At 63.0% G+C, this 15,010-nt stretch carries 18 protein-coding genes; 10 read left to right on the top strand and 8 right to left on the bottom strand.

The window, feature by feature from the left end:
• The first annotated feature begins 364 nt into the window (after positions 1–364).
• From ACZIRK_RS26520 to ACZIRK_RS26510, 3 genes are all read left to right on the top strand, one after another.
• Positions 365–919: a fasciclin domain-containing protein gene (locus tag ACZIRK_RS26520; RefSeq protein ID WP_130229074.1), complete on the top strand. Its 555-nt coding sequence runs from the start codon at positions 365–367 to the stop codon at positions 917–919.
• 147 nt (positions 920–1,066) lie between these two features.
• The gene (locus tag ACZIRK_RS26515) at positions 1,067–1,696 is read left to right on the top strand and encodes a cytochrome b/b6 domain-containing protein (protein WP_130229075.1); all 630 of its coding nucleotides are present in this window, start codon (positions 1,067–1,069) and stop codon (positions 1,694–1,696) included.
• A 17-nt stretch (positions 1,697–1,713) separates the two neighbouring features.
• On the top strand, positions 1,714–2,499 hold the full coding sequence (locus ACZIRK_RS26510; RefSeq protein WP_130229076.1) for a molybdopterin-dependent oxidoreductase: 786 nt from the start codon (positions 1,714–1,716) through the stop codon (positions 2,497–2,499).
• Positions 2,500–2,653: 154 nt separating this feature from the next.
• Here ACZIRK_RS26510 and ACZIRK_RS26505 read toward each other — a convergent pair whose 3' ends face one another.
• Entirely contained in the window at positions 2,654–3,844 is a 1,191-nt protein-coding gene (locus tag ACZIRK_RS26505) for a YbfB/YjiJ family MFS transporter (protein ID WP_130229077.1), read from the bottom strand.
• A 139-nt stretch (positions 3,845–3,983) separates the two neighbouring features.
• Here ACZIRK_RS26505 and leuB point away from each other — a divergent pair, with 139 nt between their 5' ends.
• Entirely contained in the window at positions 3,984–5,096 is a 1,113-nt protein-coding gene (gene leuB / locus ACZIRK_RS26500; protein ID WP_130229078.1) for a 3-isopropylmalate dehydrogenase, read from the top strand.
• Between the two features lie 151 nt (positions 5,097–5,247).
• Here the strand turns inward: leuB and ACZIRK_RS26495 are convergent, their stop codons facing one another.
• Positions 5,248–5,643 carry a hypothetical protein gene (locus ACZIRK_RS26495; RefSeq protein WP_130229079.1) on the bottom strand — a complete coding sequence of 132 codons (396 nt, stop codon included), beginning with the start codon at positions 5,641–5,643 and terminating at the stop codon, positions 5,248–5,250.
• A gap of 362 nt (positions 5,644–6,005) precedes the next feature.
• On the opposite strand from ACZIRK_RS26495, the gene ACZIRK_RS26490 reads away from it, so the two are divergent.
• Positions 6,006–7,040, top strand: coding sequence for an aspartate-semialdehyde dehydrogenase (locus ACZIRK_RS26490; RefSeq protein ID WP_130229080.1), 1,035 nt, complete (start codon positions 6,006–6,008; stop codon positions 7,038–7,040).
• Positions 7,041–7,077: 37 nt separating this feature from the next.
• Positions 7,078–7,629, top strand: coding sequence for a TIGR00645 family protein (locus ACZIRK_RS26485; RefSeq protein WP_130229081.1), 552 nt, complete (start codon positions 7,078–7,080; stop codon positions 7,627–7,629).
• Between the two features lie 44 nt (positions 7,630–7,673).
• On the opposite strand, the gene ACZIRK_RS26480 is transcribed toward ACZIRK_RS26485, so the two are convergent.
• Positions 7,674–8,324 carry a carbonic anhydrase gene (locus ACZIRK_RS26480; protein ID WP_130229082.1) on the bottom strand — a complete coding sequence of 217 codons (651 nt, stop codon included), beginning with the start codon at positions 8,322–8,324 and terminating at the stop codon, positions 7,674–7,676.
• Positions 8,325–8,419: 95 nt separating this feature from the next.
• Here ACZIRK_RS26480 and ACZIRK_RS26475 point away from each other — a divergent pair, with 95 nt between their 5' ends.
• Positions 8,420–9,298: an HpcH/HpaI aldolase/citrate lyase family protein gene (locus ACZIRK_RS26475; protein ID WP_130229083.1), complete on the top strand. Its 879-nt coding sequence runs from the start codon at positions 8,420–8,422 to the stop codon at positions 9,296–9,298.
• A gap of 8 nt (positions 9,299–9,306) precedes the next feature.
• On the opposite strand, the gene ACZIRK_RS26470 is transcribed toward ACZIRK_RS26475, so the two are convergent.
• The 3 genes from ACZIRK_RS26470 to ACZIRK_RS26460 all read right to left on the bottom strand — a co-directional run bounded on the left by ACZIRK_RS26470 (position 9,307) and on the right by ACZIRK_RS26460 (position 11,215).
• Entirely contained in the window at positions 9,307–10,092 is a 786-nt protein-coding gene (locus ACZIRK_RS26470) for a glycosyltransferase family 32 protein (protein WP_456645295.1), read from the bottom strand.
• A 37-nt stretch (positions 10,093–10,129) separates the two neighbouring features.
• Positions 10,130–10,735, bottom strand: a complete 606-nt coding sequence (gene leuD, locus ACZIRK_RS26465; RefSeq protein ID WP_208829809.1) for a 3-isopropylmalate dehydratase small subunit — start codon at positions 10,733–10,735, stop codon at positions 10,130–10,132.
• Between the two features lie 81 nt (positions 10,736–10,816).
• Positions 10,817–11,215 (bottom strand): metallopeptidase family protein, encoded by a 399-nt coding sequence (locus ACZIRK_RS26460; RefSeq protein WP_028165133.1) that lies wholly within the window; start codon positions 11,213–11,215, stop codon positions 10,817–10,819.
• 118 nt (positions 11,216–11,333) lie between these two features.
• Between ACZIRK_RS26460 and ACZIRK_RS26455 the strand changes: the two genes are divergently transcribed.
• The 3 genes from ACZIRK_RS26455 to ACZIRK_RS26445 all read left to right on the top strand — a co-directional run bounded on the left by ACZIRK_RS26455 (position 11,334) and on the right by ACZIRK_RS26445 (position 12,633).
• Complete coding sequence (locus ACZIRK_RS26455; RefSeq protein WP_463328379.1) at positions 11,334–11,645, top strand: hypothetical protein; 312 nt, start codon at positions 11,334–11,336, stop codon at positions 11,643–11,645.
• Positions 11,646–11,972: 327 nt separating this feature from the next.
• Complete coding sequence (locus ACZIRK_RS26450; RefSeq protein ID WP_130229085.1) at positions 11,973–12,194, top strand: hypothetical protein; 222 nt, start codon at positions 11,973–11,975, stop codon at positions 12,192–12,194.
• Between the two features lie 124 nt (positions 12,195–12,318).
• Positions 12,319–12,633 carry a hypothetical protein gene (locus tag ACZIRK_RS26445; RefSeq protein ID WP_130229086.1) on the top strand — a complete coding sequence of 105 codons (315 nt, stop codon included), beginning with the start codon at positions 12,319–12,321 and terminating at the stop codon, positions 12,631–12,633.
• Between the two features lie 239 nt (positions 12,634–12,872).
• On the opposite strand, the gene ACZIRK_RS26440 is transcribed toward ACZIRK_RS26445, so the two are convergent.
• On the bottom strand, positions 12,873–13,082 hold the full coding sequence (locus ACZIRK_RS26440; protein WP_028166208.1) for a hypothetical protein: 210 nt from the start codon (positions 13,080–13,082) through the stop codon (positions 12,873–12,875).
• Positions 13,083–13,181: 99 nt separating this feature from the next.
• Entirely contained in the window at positions 13,182–14,588 is a 1,407-nt protein-coding gene (leuC, locus tag ACZIRK_RS26435) for a 3-isopropylmalate dehydratase large subunit (RefSeq protein WP_130229087.1), read from the bottom strand.
• Between the last annotated feature and the right edge of the window lie 422 nt (positions 14,589–15,010).

Genomic DNA, 15,010 nt, shown 5'->3' with positions numbered 1-15,010 from the left:
TACCAGGTTGCGGGGGCTGCTGCGCAGCAGCCCCGCAACCTGGCCGTAACCCATCAACCCGCCCTGCCGCCTCAAGCGGCGGGCACCTGTCCCTGATTATCGTGTCTCACGATAAGGGTGCACTTCAGCATCCGCCGATCAAGTGGCCCCGGATTGCGCTGCGCTCCATCCGGGCTACGCACGTCACCCCACGGCCACGCTTGCAGATAGTTTCAGCCATCACGATAAATTACCCCGCGAAACCACATCCAAAACCCTCCCGTAGCTGCGGCGAACGACGGCGCAATCGAATAGCCGCACCGTCGTTGCCTTCATCCCCGGCGGCAGCTCCGCCGGTCATTGTTAGCCAAACGGGAGATTGTCCGTGTTGAAACGTACAGCACTTCTCGCCGCCGCAGCGTTCAGTGCGCTGGCGTTCACCGCAAGCGTGATGGCGCCGGTTCGCGCCGAGGAAAAGACCGTGATGGTCGGCGGCGCCGCGATGTTCCCGTCCAGGAACATCATCCAGAACGCGGTTAATTCCAAGGACCACACCACCCTCGTCGCCGCGGTGAAGGCCGCCGGCCTCGTTGGCACGTTGGAAGGCAAGGGCCCATTCACCGTGTTCGCGCCGACCAACATGGCGTTCGGCAAACTGCCGGCCGGCACCGTCGAAACCCTGGTCAAGCCGGAGAACAAGGCGACGCTGACCAAGATCCTGACCTATCACGTCGTGCCCGGGAAGTATGAAGCCTCCAGCCTTGCCGACGGCAAGAAGCTCACGACAGTGGAGGGCGAGGAACTGACGGTGAAGAAGCAGGACGGCAAGGTCTGGATCGGCGACGCCAAGGGCAACTGGTCGACGGTGACGATCTCCAACGTCAACCAGTCGAACGGCGTGATCCATGTGGTCGACACCGTGTTGATGCCTGCCTCCTAAGCGAGAGACCAGCGAGCCGGGGAAACCCGGCTCGCTTTTTTGTGACCGCGAAGCGCCGTTCGTATCGCATTGATACCGGGTGTCGCGGTAACAAGGCCCCGATCCGGGCGTATAGATCGGTAACGAACCCCGAGCAGGGAAACAGCCATGTCGAGCCTTGCAGTCAGCAACGAGCATGCCGCCGCCAGCACGGGCAAGGTGATCCAGCCGGCCTGGGTGCGGATCGTGCACTGGATCAATGCGGTGGCGATGATCCTGATGATCATGTCGGGCTGGCAGATCTACAACGCCTCGCCGCTGTTCAACTTCACCTTCTCCCGCAGCATCACGCTCGGTGGCTGGCTCGGCGGCGCGCTGCTCTGGCACTTTGCCGCGATGTGGCTGTTGATGGTCAACGGCCTGGTCTATCTCGTCCTTGGCTTCGTCACCGGCCGCTTCCGCAGGAAGCTGCTGCCGATTACCCCAAGCGGCGTGATCTCGGACACCAAGGCGGCGCTGACCTTCAAGCTCTCGCATGACGATCTCGCCAAGTACAATTACGTGCAGAAGCTGCTCTATGCCGGCATCATCATCGTCGGTGTGATCATCGTGCTGTCGGGGCTGTCGATCTGGAAGCCGGTGCAGTTGCAGTGGCTGACCGCGCTGTTCGGCGGCTATGACATCGCGCGCTATGTCCATTTCATCTGCATGGCGCTGATCGTGGCCTTCCTCGTCATTCACGTCGCGCTGGCCATCCTGGTGCCGAGGAGTCTGCGCGCCATGATCATCGGCCGCTGAGTTAAGGGAGAAAGACGATGGGTCGTATCCGCAAGCTCTTGATCCCCGGCGTCGACAAGAAGCTCCTGGTCAAGGACGCCGTGAAGCTGATGCCTGATCTGACACGCCGGCGTTTCATCACCGGCGGCGCCAGCTTGGGGGCGCTGACGCTGCTCACCGGCTGCGATGTCATCGACAGCTCCTCGGCCGAGACGATGCTGGCGCAGGTTTCGAAGTTCAACGATGCGGTGCAGGCCTGGATGTTCAATCCGAATGCGCTGGCGCCGACCTTTCCTGAAAGCGCCATCACCAAGCCGTTTCCGTTCAACGGCTATTACGATGTCGACGAAGCGCCCGACATCGACGGCAAGGACTGGAAGCTGGAGGTACGCGGCCTGGTCGCAAACAACAAGCCGTGGACGCTGGAGGAGCTCTACAAGCTGCCGCAGGTCAAGCAGGTCACGCGCCATATCTGCGTCGAGGGCTGGAGCGCGATCGGCAGTTGGACCGGCACGCCGCTGCGCGATTTCTTGAAGCTCGTCGGCGCCGACACCCGCGCGAAATATGTCTGGTTCCAGTGCGCCGACAAGGACGGCTACAACTCGCCGCTGGACATGCCGACCGCGCTGCATCCGCAGACCCAGATGACCTTCAAATTCGCCGACGAGATCCTGCCGCGCGCCTACGGCTATCCGATGAAGATCCGGGTCCCGACCAAGCTCGGCTTCAAGAACCCGAAATATGTGATCTCGATGGAAGTCACCAACGACTACAAAGGCGGCTACTGGGAAGACCAGGGCTACAATTCGTTTAGCGGAAGCTGAGTTTCTCGCTGTCATTCCGGGCTCATCGCTTCGCGCTGCCCGGAATGACAGCACCCGTCATTGCGAGCGAAGCGAAGCAATCCATGTCTCCACTTGCCGCACTATGGATTGCTTCGCTCCGCTCGCAATGACGACGCCGGGAAAGCGCGCCTACCTACGCCGTCACGTCCAGCTTCCTTTGGAACGCCGAGAGGATCGCGCCCAGCGCCAGCATCGCCGCCGATATGTTCAGCGCGACCGACAGGCTGCCGACAGCATCGGTGATCGCGCCGACGACGATCGGCCCGATGGTCTGGCCGATCCCGAACGAGATCGTCAGCGCCGCGATTGCAGTCGGCCAGGACGATGGCGGATAGTTGAAGCGCACGAAGGCCGTGGTCGATCCCACCACTGCGAAGAAGGCGACGCCGAACACCAGGGCGGAGACTGCGAGCAGCAGCGGCGAGTGTCCGAAAATCGGTAGGCCAGCGCCGATCGCGTTGACGCCGAGGATGATCGTGGTGGCAAGCCCGCCGCGGTTGAGCCCCAGCACGCCGCGCCACACCCACGGTGTTACGAAAGCGCTCAGCCCGATCAGGCTCCAGAAGGCGCTTTGCGCCAGTGCGCCGCCGCCGGCGTCGCGCACATAGGCGATCATGAACGTCATGTAGGCGATATAGCCGGCACCGAACAGGAAATAGCCGCCGAGATAGATCGCAACCGGCGCTATCGCGAACTTCGCCGCGGACTCCTGCCTGGTCATGGCATCGGACGGGAAGGATGCGAGCCACAGCGGAATGGTCATGATGGCCGCGAGCAGTGTCATCGCCCACCACACGATCCACCACGAGCCCGGGCCGAACCATTGCAGCACGAACGGCGCCACCAGCCCCGACAGCAGGATGCCGCTGCCGGGTCCGGCATAGAACAGGCTGAGCAGGAAATTGGCGCGTTCGGGCCGCGTCTGCGCGATCATCGCCGCAAGCGCGCCGCCGCCGACGAAGCCGGCAGCAGCGCCAAGGCCGGCGAGCAGCCGCGCAAAGCTCAGCACCACGTAGTTCGCGGTGATGGCGCAAAGCGCGAGCGACACCACGCAGGCCAGCGTTCCCCAGCGTACCGACGCCACCAGCCCGAAGCGCCGGATCAGCCGTGCGGCGAGCAGCGCGCCGATCAGATAGCCGGCGGCGTTGATGGTGTTCATGAAGCCCGCCGCCGAATAGGACCACGCAAGCTGCTCGCGCATATCAGGCAGCACCAGCGAATAGGCGAAACGGCCGATGCCGAGCCCCGCGGTCGGCGCCAGCGACAGGATCAGAATCAGCCGCGCGGGGTGCGCGGAAGATGGGGGAAGGTCGGGGGCTTTCACTGAGAACTCCGGCAGGCCCGCATTGTGGCAGGCCTGGCCATGCTTGCACAGGCCAGCTCCGGGAATGGTGTCTTGCCAACCGCGCAACAGCGCTTTAGCACTCCGCGCGGATTTCCTTAGATCTCAAGGCGAACACCCCATGGCGACCCACAAGCTCCTGCTCCTGCCCGGCGACGGCATCGGCCCCGAAGTGATGGCGGAGGTGAAGCGCCTGATCGGCTGGCTCAAGGCGGAAGGAATCGCCACCTTCGAGACCGAAGAGGGGCTGGTCGGCGGCGCCGCCTATGATGCGCACAAGGTCTCGATCTCGGAAGGCGACATGGCCAAGGCGAAAGCCGCCGATGCCGTGATCTTCGGCGCGGTCGGCGGGCCGAAATGGGACAGCGTTCCCTATGAGGTGCGGCCCGAGGCCGGCCTGCTGCGGCTGCGCAAGGATCTCGGCCTGTTCGCCAATCTGCGGCCCGCCGTATGCTATCCGGCGCTCGCGGATGCCTCCAGCCTGAAGCGCGAGGCGGTCGAAGGGCTCGATATCGTGATCGTGCGCGAGCTCACCGGCGGCGTCTATTTCGGCGAACCGAAGACCATCACCGATCTCGGCAACGGCCAGAAGCGCGCCATCGACACCCAGGTCTACGACACCTACGAGATCGAGCGTATCGCCCGCGTCGCCTTCGACCTTGCCAAGAAGCGCCGCAACAAGGTGACCTCGATGGAAAAGCGCAACGTCATGAAATCGGGCGTGCTCTGGAACGAGGTCGTCACCCAGGTGCACAAGCGCGAATACCCCGATGTGACGCTGGAGCATCAGCTCGCCGATTCCGGCGGCATGATGCTGGTGAAATGGCCGAAGCAGTTCGATGTCATCGTCACCGATAATCTGTTCGGCGACATGCTGTCCGACATCGCGGCGATGCTCACCGGCTCGCTCGGCATGCTGCCGTCGGCTTCGCTCGGCGAGACCGATGCCAAGAGCGGCAAGCGCAAGGCGCTGTACGAGCCGGTGCACGGCTCGGCGCCGGATATCGCAGGCCAAGGCCTTGCCAACCCGATCGCGATGCTCGCTTCGTTCGGGATGGCGCTGCGCTACTCCTTCGACATGGGTGCGCTCGCCGACAAGCTCGATGCCGCAATCGCCGCCGTGCTCGCAAGCGGCCTGCGCACCGCAGACATCAAGTCCGAAGGCGCGACATCAGCCTCGACCACGCAGATGGGCGAAGCAATTCTGAAGGAATTGCAGAAGCTGCACGCTTAGGCCGTAACACCGGTGTCGTCCCGGCCTTGTGCCGGGACCCATAACCACCGGTGGACGTGATCAAGCAAGACTGGGGCCGCAGTTAGGGCCGCAACGCGCAGTTGTGGCTATGGATCCCCGCCGTCGCGGGGACGACCAAGGTGGGGTCAGCTCAATACAGCGGGAACCGGGTCGGCTCGCCACCCAAATCCGACGGCGGGTTGAGCGGCTGGCGGTCGATCGGCCGATTGAGGTTTTCCCGCGCGAAGTCCGGGTACCCGAACGGCGACGGGAAGGCGTAGTCCTGGAACTTGCGGTCACCCGGCAGCACCTCGGTGCCGGCATCGAGCCAGGAGCGGGTGGTCACGAAGACGCGGGTGCGCGGTCCCTGCTGGTAGGAACGGTTGGGCCCCTGGCCTCCGTAAGTGACCCGGCCGTCGCGGTCATACCGGAGCTGGTCCTGACGCCTGCTCTGGGCATCGGCAGGGCTGGCGAGGAGACCGGCCACGGCCGCGGCGGTGGCAAAAAATGCCGCGAGCTTGGTCGCAGCAGGGAATTTGGCAGTCATTTCATCCTCGTCACTGTGCCCGCACGCGGGGCTGGCAGATCGCCCATCTGATTTGGCCATATTGTAGCCTTGGCGCAACGGTCGCAACTAGGTCAAATGCGCCACACCCGCGCGCAATAATGCCGCGGGAAGCGCAAAAGTTTCATGAAAACCAGTGCCTTGCCGCGATAACGCCATCATCGACGGCGCCGCAACCGATGGCGGCCGGCCTCTAAGTGATTACATAGCGTCACGGCGCGAGGCGGCCGGACCAGCAAAGCGCTACGACTAACGTTGTCTTAACGGCGTTTCTCGCATAGAAGCGCTGCGCTTCCTGATCCGCCAGACTGCGCGGGCGAGCATTTTTCCTCGGAGAATGAACGATGGGTTACAAAGTCGCGGTGGTGGGTGCGACCGGTAATGTCGGGCGGGAAATGCTCGGCATTCTGGACGAGCGCAAATTCCCGGCTGACGAGGTGGTCGCGCTGGCCTCGCGCCGCAGCGTCGGCGTCGACGTCTCCTATGGCGATCGGACCCTGAAGGTCAAAGCGCTCGAGCATTACGACTTCTCCGATGTCGACATCTGCCTGATGTCGGCGGGTGGCGCGGTGTCGAAGGAATGGTCGCCGAAGATCGGCGTTGCCGGCGCGGTCGTGATCGACAATTCCTCGGCCTGGCGCATGGATCCGGATGTGCCGCTGATCGTGCCGGAAGTGAATGCGGACGCGGCGGCGGGCTTCACCAAGAAGAACATCATCGCCAATCCGAACTGCTCGACCGCGCAGCTCGTGGTGGCGCTGAAGCCCCTGCACGACAAGGCGACGATCAAGCGCGTCGTGGTCTCGACCTATCAATCGGTCTCGGGCGCCGGCAAGGACGCGATGGACGAATTGTTCTCACAGACCAAGGCCGTCTACACCAATGACGAGCTGATCAACAAGAAATTCCCCAAGCGCATCGCCTTCAACGTCATCCCGCACATCGACGTGTTCATGGAGGACGGCTACACCAAGGAAGAGTGGAAGATGATGGCGGAGACCAAGAAGATTCTTGATCCCAAGATCAAGCTCTCCGCGACCTGCGTGCGCGTGCCGGTCTTCGTCGGCCATTCGGAAGCCGTCAACATCGAGTTCGAGAACCCGATCTCGGCGGATGAGGCGCGCAACATCCTGCGCAATGCGCCGGGCTGTCTCGTCATCGACAAGCAGGAGCCCGGCGGCTACGTCACGCCCTATGAGGCTGCGGGCGAGGACGCCACCTATATCAGCCGCATCCGCGAGGACGCGACGGTGGAGAACGGGCTCGTGCTGTGGTGCGTGTCGGACAATCTGCGCAAGGGCGCCGCGCTGAATGCGATCCAGATCGCCGAATGCCTGATCAACCGAAAGCTGCTCACCGCCAAGAAGAAGGCGGCCTGAGAGTCGCGATTGGTGAATGACCGGGGAGCCGGAATCGATGACCGACGAGCCGGTTCCCTATCGGCCTGATCCCAGGCTGAAACGCGTTGAGATCGGCTTCGAAAGCCTGATCTTCAACAGCCGCTGGCTGATGGCGCCGTTCTATTTCGGTCTCGTCGTCAGCCTCGCCGTGCTGCTCTACAAATTCGTCGCGCTGCTGTGGGAATTCATCCTGCACGTGCCGTACGCCAAGGAATCCGACATCATCCTCGGCGTGCTCTCACTGATCGACGTGTCGCTGACCGGCAATCTGATCCTGATCGTGGTGTTCTCGGGCTATGAGAACTTCGTGTCCCGGATCGATCCCGCCGGCCATCCGGACTGGCCGGAATGGATGACCAAGGTCGATTTCGGCGGCCTGAAGCAGAAGCTGCTGTCCTCGATCGTGGCGATCTCGGCGATCCAGGTGCTGAAGGCCTTCCTGAACATCGATGCGATCTTCGACGCGCAGAAGCTCGGATGGCTGGTTGGCATCCACCTGGTGTTCGTGATCTCGACCCTGATCCTGGCGTTGTCGGACCGCTGGGGCGCCGGCCACGGGGCGGATTAGGTTGATTGGCGAATAGGGAGTAGCGAATAGCGAGTGGAATTACGCTACTCGCTACCCGCCATACGCGCACTCACGAATTCCTTCGTCGTCCGGTCGAGCACGAACAGCGAGCCTTCGGCGACGCCGAAATAGGCGCCGTGCAGGCTCGTCTCGCCCTTCTGCACCCGCTCGCGCACGAACGGGAACGTCATCAGGTTCTCCAGCGAGCGGAACACCGCGGCTTTCTCGATCCGGATGGTGAAATCCTGCATCGTCTCATGCTCGCGCTGCTCGACTATCTCGCCGGGCTTGATGAACATCTGCATCCATTTGCCGATGAAGTCGCCGGGCGACAGCGGCTGGATTTTATCGATAAAGGCGCGGATGCCACCGCATTGGGCATGGCCAAGCACGACGATGTGCTTCACCTTGAGCACGCTGACGGCATATTCCAGCGCCGCCGAGACGCCGTGGGCGCCGCTGTCGGGCTGGTAGACCGGAACCAGGTTGGCGACGTTGCGCACCACGAACAATTCACCCGGCCCGGCGTCGAAGATCACTTCCGGCGAGACGCGGGAATCGCAGCAGCCGATCACCATCACTTCGGGTGACTGGCCGCGCACGGACAATTCGCGGTAGCGGGATTGTTCCGTGGGCAGCCGCTGCGTGGCGAAAGCCCGGTAGCCGTCGAGCAGATTTTTCGGGAAGAGCTCCATGCCCTTGCCTAACCACAAGCCGATGACCGGAACAAGGCTTTCGGAGCGATGGCCGAAATGATAGGCGGGATGGAAACGACCGAAAGGAAACGACCATGACCCGTCCGCGCCGCAGCCTGTTGTTTATGCCCGGATCCAACGCGCGGGCGCTGGAGAAAGCGCGCAACCTGCCGGCCGACGGTCTCATCCTCGACCTCGAGGATTCGGTGGCGCCGGACGCCAAGGGCCTGGCGCGGGACCAGATTGCTGCGGCTGTGGCGGCCAAGGGCTTCGGCAAGCGCGAGGTGCTGGTCCGGATCAACGGCCTCGACACGCCGTGGTGGGTCGACGACATCGGCATGGCCGGCAAGGCGCAGCCCGACGGCATCCTGGTTCCCAAGGTCTCCAGCGTCGACGACCTCAATGCGATTGCCGACCGCCTGAGCGACATCAACGCGCCTGCCTCGATCCGGGTCTGGGCCATGATCGAGACCGCGCGTGCGGTGCTGCATGCCGAGGAACTCGCCGCGGCCTCAAAGGATTCCGAAACCCGGCTTGCGGGTTTCGTGTTCGGCCCGAACGACATTTCGCGGGAGACGCGGATCAAGATGCAGCCGGGCCGTGCGATCATGATTCCGATGATCACCCATTGCATCCTGGCGGCGCGCGCGCACGGATTGGAGATCCTCGACGGTCCCTATAGCGATTTCGCCAATGTCGATGGCTTTGCCGCCGAATGCGCACAAGCGCGCGATCTCGGTTTCGACGGCAAGACACTGATCCATCCGGGCCAGATCGAAGCCTGCAACGCGATCTTCACCCCGCCGGCGGAAGAAGTGGCGGAAGCCCGCAAGATCCTCGCCGCGTTCGACAAGCCGGAGAATGCCTCGCGCGGCGCGATCCAGATCGACGGCCGCATGGTGGAGCGACTCCACGCCGAGATGGCGCGCCGCACGATCGCAATCGCGGATGCGATCGCAGCAATGAAGGGTTGAGACGACGGTTAGCGAAATTTTTCCGCCGCCCACGCGTAGAGACTGCCCGGGATCGGCGCTTCGCGGCCGCGGCCTTTCGGCGAGATGTGCAGGCCGATGACGTCGGGGTTGCCGAGCAGTTTCGAGAAGTCGCGCGGTTCGAAGAACAATTTCGGTTCGGCGTGCACGGCGTAAAATGACTGCTTCGGCAGGGCGTATTGCAACTCCCCTGCGCGGCGGGCGAGCGCGGTGATCGCCGGCGGGCCGTAGAGCGAGATCCGGATATCGGAGAGACGGTCGGAAACGCCGCGCAGGCGTCGCAGCGCGAAGACGACGCGATGACGAAGCGCGAGCCACTCCGGCGTCAGCTCCTCCTGCTTCATCAATCCTTCGAAGGCGCGCACGATCGGATCGTCCGGTGGCAGATAAAGCACGGAGTTGCCGAGCTGGCGCGGCCGCTCCCACGCAAAGTAAGGCTTGGCCGGATCGATCTCGATCGGCTTCAGCAGCAGCACATCGGCATCGAGCCAAACGCCAGCGCGCTCAGTCATCAGCCGCATGCGGAAGAAATCGCTGAACTGCAGGATGGTCCAGCCGTGCCAGCTCCCGTCCGGCCCCGGCGGGCGCAGTTTCTCGGAGAACGCATGCGGCAGGATTGCCTCGGCCTCCGCATTGCCGACGCCGTCGGGCAGGCCGGGCAGCGGATCGAAACTGTAGACGGTGACCTTGTGACCGGCCGCGACCTGCGAACGCAGGCAGGTCAGCCGCAGCCGGTCGAGCGGACCGTGCCAGAAGCTAACGACGTCCGGACGCATGCGCCGTCCCTCTAGAGCATGATCCGGAGCGGAAAGATCAGGCCCAGGCGCGCTCGCGGCTGGCCTTGGCCTCGTAGTCGTCGATCGACGACTTCTTCTCCATCGTCAGCCCGATATCGTCGAGACCGTTGATCAGGCAGTGCTTGCGGAACGGGTCGATCTCGAACTTCACGGCGCCGCCGTCGGGACCGCGGATTTCCTGGTTCGCCAAGTCGATCGTCAGCGTCGCATTGGCGCCGCGCTCAGCGTCGTCGAACAGCTTGTCGAGGTCTTCCTGGGCAACGCGGATCGGCAGGATGCCGTTCTTGAAGCAGTTATTGTAGAAGATGTCGCCGAACGAGGTCGAGATCACGCAGCGGATGCCGAAATCGAGCAGCGCCCAAGGTGCGTGCTCGCGGCTCGAGCCGCAGCCGAAATTGTCGCCGGCGACCAGGACCTTGGCATTGCGATAGGCCGGCTTGTTCAGCACGAAGTCGGGATTCTCGCTGCCATCGTCCTTGTAGCGTTGCTCCGAGAAGAGCCCCTTGCCAAGGCCGGTGCGCTTGATGGTCTTCAGGTACTGCTTGGGGATGATCATGTCAGTGTCGACATTGATGATCTTCAATGGCGCCGCGACGCCCTCCAGCTTGGTAAATTTTTCCATCGATCGCACTTCCCGGTTCAAGGTGGGATAGGGGTTATCTATCCCGAAAAACCCCCTGAAAAAAGGCCAATTTACGCAATCCTAGCCTGCGGCAGCCTCGATCGCCTCCATATCGGCGTCCGAAAGGCCGAAATGGTGGCCGATCTCATGGACCAGGACGTGGCGGACGATGTGGCCCAGCGTCTCCTCGTGCTCGGCCCAATAGTCGAGGATCGGCCGGCGGTAGAGCCAGATCATGTTGGGCAAATGCGGGATGTCGCCATGGCTCTGGTGCGGCAGACCTATGCCCTGGAACAGGCCGAGCAGGTCGAATTCGCTTTCGCAGCCCATCTCGTCCATGACTTCGTCGGTCGGGAAATCGTCGACGCGGATAATCACGCCTTCGCAAAGACTGCGAAAACGCTGGGGCAGGCGCTCGAAAACGTCATGCGCCATGACCTCCATTTCGGCGAGCGACGGCGCTTTGGCTGTGGTCCACATGGCGTCTGTTTAGCGCGAGTTTCGCACAGGGCGCCAGCGCTGTTGACCTTGTCGCGGCAATCGGAGACCGTACGGCCCGCGAACAGGACTTTGGGTGGGCGTGATGCGGCGGATCGTGATGGGAATGCTACTGGCGGCTTTGGCGGGAGCCTCGCTGCCGGTAGCGAGCGCGCAGGCGCAAACGGCGCCATCGGCCAGGGCTGCTGTGGAGGCGACTACGCCCACCATTTCCGAGACCTCCGCGCAACGTCGGCGGCCGCTGCGACGGATTCCGATCTACCGCCAGGATCACTGGGAACCGGATGTCATTCCGCGCTACAATCCGGGCCCGAACGCCGTGCGCGATTGCACTGCCCACTATGTGCAGGAATACCGGCCGAGCGGGACCGTGATCACACCGCGCATGCACTGCTACTGGCGTCCCGGTTAGCTTCCCGCTGGAGCGTGATGACTTTCTTCGAATCGTCATCCCGCTCTAGCTCTTTGTTTGAGCATGATCTTTTTCGGAAAACCGGTCTCCACTTTTCCGGATCAGCTCTAGCCGCATCGCCGATCGCCAATACCGCGGGCGGCCAGAATTCCTGACTTTGTCAGGGAACTGAAACGCGCAGTCCTGCGTTCACGTCCGCGGCGCAGATTCATTCCCTCCACATTCACGTCGTCCGCTTCTGCTTGCGACCTGCGTCGCGGCAGCCTCACTCGATTCGAATCGATGGTTGCAGACGTGACATCCGAGGACGTTCGGGAGAACAAAAAAATGAAAGTGACAAAACTTCTGGGGCTGGTTGCCGCCGGTTCACTGCTTGCTCTTGCCGTGCCGGGCGAGCATGCTCACGCGCTCTCGCTGAACAGCCCCGGCGCTGCTGCGGCGGTTCAGGATGCTCCGAAGCAGATGTCGGGGACGACCGAAGTGCGCTGGCAGCCCCGCCGCCATCACCGTTGGCACCGCCCGCATCCTCGCCGCCACTGGCGCCGCTAACAGGCACGCGGCATTCAACGCAGAGCGCACAGGCCCGTTAGCAACGGGCCTGTTTTGATTTTGGCCGCGAAATCGGCATGATGGCTTCCTTATCGCCCGCCCGATTGCTTCAAGGAGTCCTGTCATGAAAAGTTGGATCGGTATCGCGCTCGTCGTCGGTGTATTGGCATTGGCATCAACGCCGTCGCTGACGACGAGGGCAGCAGCGCAGCAGCGGATCGTCACGGAAACGGCCGACACAGGCAAAGCCACGGATCTCAGCGCCCGCCGCTACAGGCCATACTACCGAAACGTTGATCGGTCCTATGCGGGCTTCTATTACAGGCCCTATCAGCCTTACGTTCGCACTTACACGGAGCCTTACTACTTCCGACCATATCCATATGACAGGCTGGTCCCGTACGCATTCGGCTTCCGGCATGACCCGTGGTGGTGGTGAAGACGGAAAGCCTCCCAGCAGAGGGCGACCGCGTCGCACGCTTCGTATTATAGGGCGTTCACTTCGTTATCTCTGACGTCGTGACAGGAGCGACCGAACATGCGCGACGACGCGCCGCTGACGCGGCGCAATCATCGTTGGGCACGTAGCAGCGAACCGCAGGAGATGTGGACGCCCGGGGTCAAGCCCGGGCGTGACAAGTCAGTCGCGAAATCGACCTCTCAAATCGGTGCGGTGCATCAGTCCCAGTCCCTGAACTTCCAGGACTTCAGCTTCCACGGCGTCAGATTCTCCACCCGCCATTGCGCCCAGCGGTCCGGCGGCCAGTGGCTGAGGCGCGAGGTCTCTTTCGCCTGCGGCATTGGATCGATCACGCGCGGCATGGTTCGGCGCCGGCTCTGGCGCGTCGCCTCGCTGATCATATCGACATATTCGCGCTTGTCGGCCATGGCTGGCTCCTTGCGAAACGATGCATTCGCAAGGAGCAAGTTTGCGCCTCGTCGCTTAACGAGGCGTTTCCGGGATCGATCGAGCTTGAACGAAGGCGGTTAGCGCCAGTCCCTCACGTCGACGAAGTGGCCGGCGATTGCCGCGGCGGCCGCCATTGCCGGCGACACCAAATGGGTGCGGCCCTTGAAGCCCTGGCGTCCCTCGAAGTTGCGGTTCGAGGTGGAGGCGCAGCGCTCCTCCGGCTTCAGCTTGTCCGGGTTCATGGCAAGGCACATCGAGCAGCCCGGCTCGCGCCACTCAAAGCCGGCCTTGATGAAGATCTTGTCGAGACCTTCCGCCTCCGCCTGCTCCTTCACGATGCCGGAGCCCGGCACGATCATGGCGTTGACGTTGGCATTCACCGTCTTGCCTTCAGCGATCTTGGCCGCGGCGCGCAGATCCTCGATGCGGCCGTTGGTGCAGGAGCCGATGAAGACGCGGTCGAGCTTGATGTCGGTGATCTTCGTGCCCGCTGTCAGGCCCATATATTTCAGCGCGCGATGCTTGGAGAGACGCTTGGCCTCGTCCGCGATCTTGTCGGGATCTGGCACGAAACCGGTAACCGAGATGACATCCTCCGGCGAGGTGCCCCAGGTCACGATCGGCGGCAGCTTCGCTGCGTCCAGCCGGAGTTCGTGATCGAAATGCGCGCCCTCGTCGGAACGCAGCGTCTCCCAATAGCGCAGCGCCGCATCCCAGGCCTCGGCCTTCGGTGCCTTCGGACGACCGCGCAGGAAGTCGAACGCCTTCTCGTCGGGCGCGACCAGGCCGGCGCGCGCGCCGCCTTCGATCGACATGTTGCAGACGGTCATGCGGCCTTCCATCGACAGTGCGCGGATCGCCTCGCCGGCATATTCCAGCACGTAGCCGGTGCCGCCGGCGGTGCCGATCTCGCCGATGATGGCGAGGATGATGTCCTTGCCGGTCACGCCTTCGGGCAATTTGCCGTCGACGGTGACGCGCATGTTCTTGGCTTTCTTCTGGATCAGCGTCTGCGTCGCGAGCACATGCTCGACTTCGGACGTGCCGATGCCGTGCGCGAGTGCGCCGAACGCGCCATGCGTCGAGGTGTGGCTGTCACCGCAGACGATGGTGGTGCCGGGCAGGGTGAAGCCCTGCTCGGGGCCGATGACGTGGACGATGCCCTGGCGCTTGTCGAACTCGTTGTAATATTCGATGCCGAATTCCTTGGCGTTCTCGGCCAGCGCCTTGATCTGCTCGATGCTTTCAGGGTCGGGGTTTGGCTTGGTGCGGTCGGTGGTCGGCACGTTATGGTCGACGACGGCCAGCGTCTTTTGCGGCGCGTGGACCTTGCGGCCAGCGGTGCGCAGGCCTTCGAACGCCTGCGGCGAGGTGACTTCGTGCACCAGATGGCGGTCGATATAGATCAGGCAGGTGCCGTCTTCGGCTTCGTGCACCAGATGGTCGTTCCAGATCTTGTCATACAGGGTGATCGGTTTGGACATGAGCATCAGCTCCAGCGATGTTGTGATAGCGGATCGGCGCGGTTAGGCGCCGGGGCAAACGAAGGGACGGCGCAGCATCAAGCTGCGCGCGTAAGCTCCGACGTCGCCGAGGTCGCAAAGCGCCCGAAGAACCGGCCAGGCAGCCGCGAGCGATCGTCGATCACGACGCGCTTGATGGGCTCGATGCTGGTCTGATCTGGAACCATTCTACAAATATATAGCAGGCCAATCCGGAATCGCGAGTGCTTTCAACGCGCGTCAGGATGCGCCATATGCGCGATTACGTGACCTTCACCCTGAGGAGCCCGCCACCGGCGGGGCCTCATCCTTCGGGACGCGCGTTCCGCGCTCCTCAGGATGAGGGGTGACGCCAGCATCCGCTGTGACGGCGATAACAAAAAAGGCGCGGGGACCGGCCCCGC

The sequence above is a fragment of the Bradyrhizobium sp. Leo114 genome (genome assembly GCF_055229415.2).
The sequence above is the reverse complement of the archived record's forward strand: the minus strand, read 5'-3'. Positions and strand labels throughout refer to the sequence as shown.

Excerpts from the sequence above, each read along its gene's own strand:
- ACZIRK_RS26440 (WP_028166208.1), bottom strand. The coding sequence starts at position 13,082 with ATGGCCGACAAGCGCGAATATGTCGATATGATCAGCGAGGCGACGCGC.
- ACZIRK_RS26480 (WP_130229082.1), bottom strand. The coding sequence starts at position 8,324 with ATGGAGCTCTTCCCGAAAAATCTGCTCGACGGCTACCGGGCTTTCGCC.
- ACZIRK_RS26495 (WP_130229079.1), bottom strand. The coding sequence starts at position 5,643 with ATGACTGCCAAATTCCCTGCTGCGACCAAGCTCGCGGCATTTTTTGCC.
- ACZIRK_RS26510 (WP_130229076.1), top strand. The coding sequence starts at position 1,714 with ATGGGTCGTATCCGCAAGCTCTTGATCCCCGGCGTCGACAAGAAGCTC.
- ACZIRK_RS26515 (WP_130229075.1), top strand. The coding sequence starts at position 1,067 with ATGTCGAGCCTTGCAGTCAGCAACGAGCATGCCGCCGCCAGCACGGGC.
- ACZIRK_RS26475 (WP_130229083.1), top strand. The coding sequence starts at position 8,420 with ATGACCCGTCCGCGCCGCAGCCTGTTGTTTATGCCCGGATCCAACGCG.
- ACZIRK_RS26460 (WP_028165133.1), bottom strand. The coding sequence starts at position 11,215 with ATGTGGACCACAGCCAAAGCGCCGTCGCTCGCCGAAATGGAGGTCATG.
- ACZIRK_RS26485 (WP_130229081.1), top strand. The coding sequence starts at position 7,078 with ATGACCGACGAGCCGGTTCCCTATCGGCCTGATCCCAGGCTGAAACGC.
- ACZIRK_RS26445 (WP_130229086.1), top strand. The coding sequence starts at position 12,319 with ATGAAAAGTTGGATCGGTATCGCGCTCGTCGTCGGTGTATTGGCATTG.
- ACZIRK_RS26490 (WP_130229080.1), top strand. The coding sequence starts at position 6,006 with ATGGGTTACAAAGTCGCGGTGGTGGGTGCGACCGGTAATGTCGGGCGG.
- ACZIRK_RS26455 (WP_463328379.1), top strand. The coding sequence starts at position 11,334 with ATGGGAATGCTACTGGCGGCTTTGGCGGGAGCCTCGCTGCCGGTAGCG.
- leuD (WP_208829809.1), bottom strand. The coding sequence starts at position 10,735 with ATGGAAAAATTTACCAAGCTGGAGGGCGTCGCGGCGCCATTGAAGATC.
- ACZIRK_RS26450 (WP_130229085.1), top strand. The coding sequence starts at position 11,973 with ATGAAAGTGACAAAACTTCTGGGGCTGGTTGCCGCCGGTTCACTGCTT.
- leuC (WP_130229087.1), bottom strand. The coding sequence starts at position 14,588 with ATGTCCAAACCGATCACCCTGTATGACAAGATCTGGAACGACCATCTG.
- leuB (WP_130229078.1), top strand. The coding sequence starts at position 3,984 with ATGGCGACCCACAAGCTCCTGCTCCTGCCCGGCGACGGCATCGGCCCC.
- ACZIRK_RS26470 (WP_456645295.1), bottom strand. The coding sequence starts at position 10,092 with ATGCGTCCGGACGTCGTTAGCTTCTGGCACGGTCCGCTCGACCGGCTG.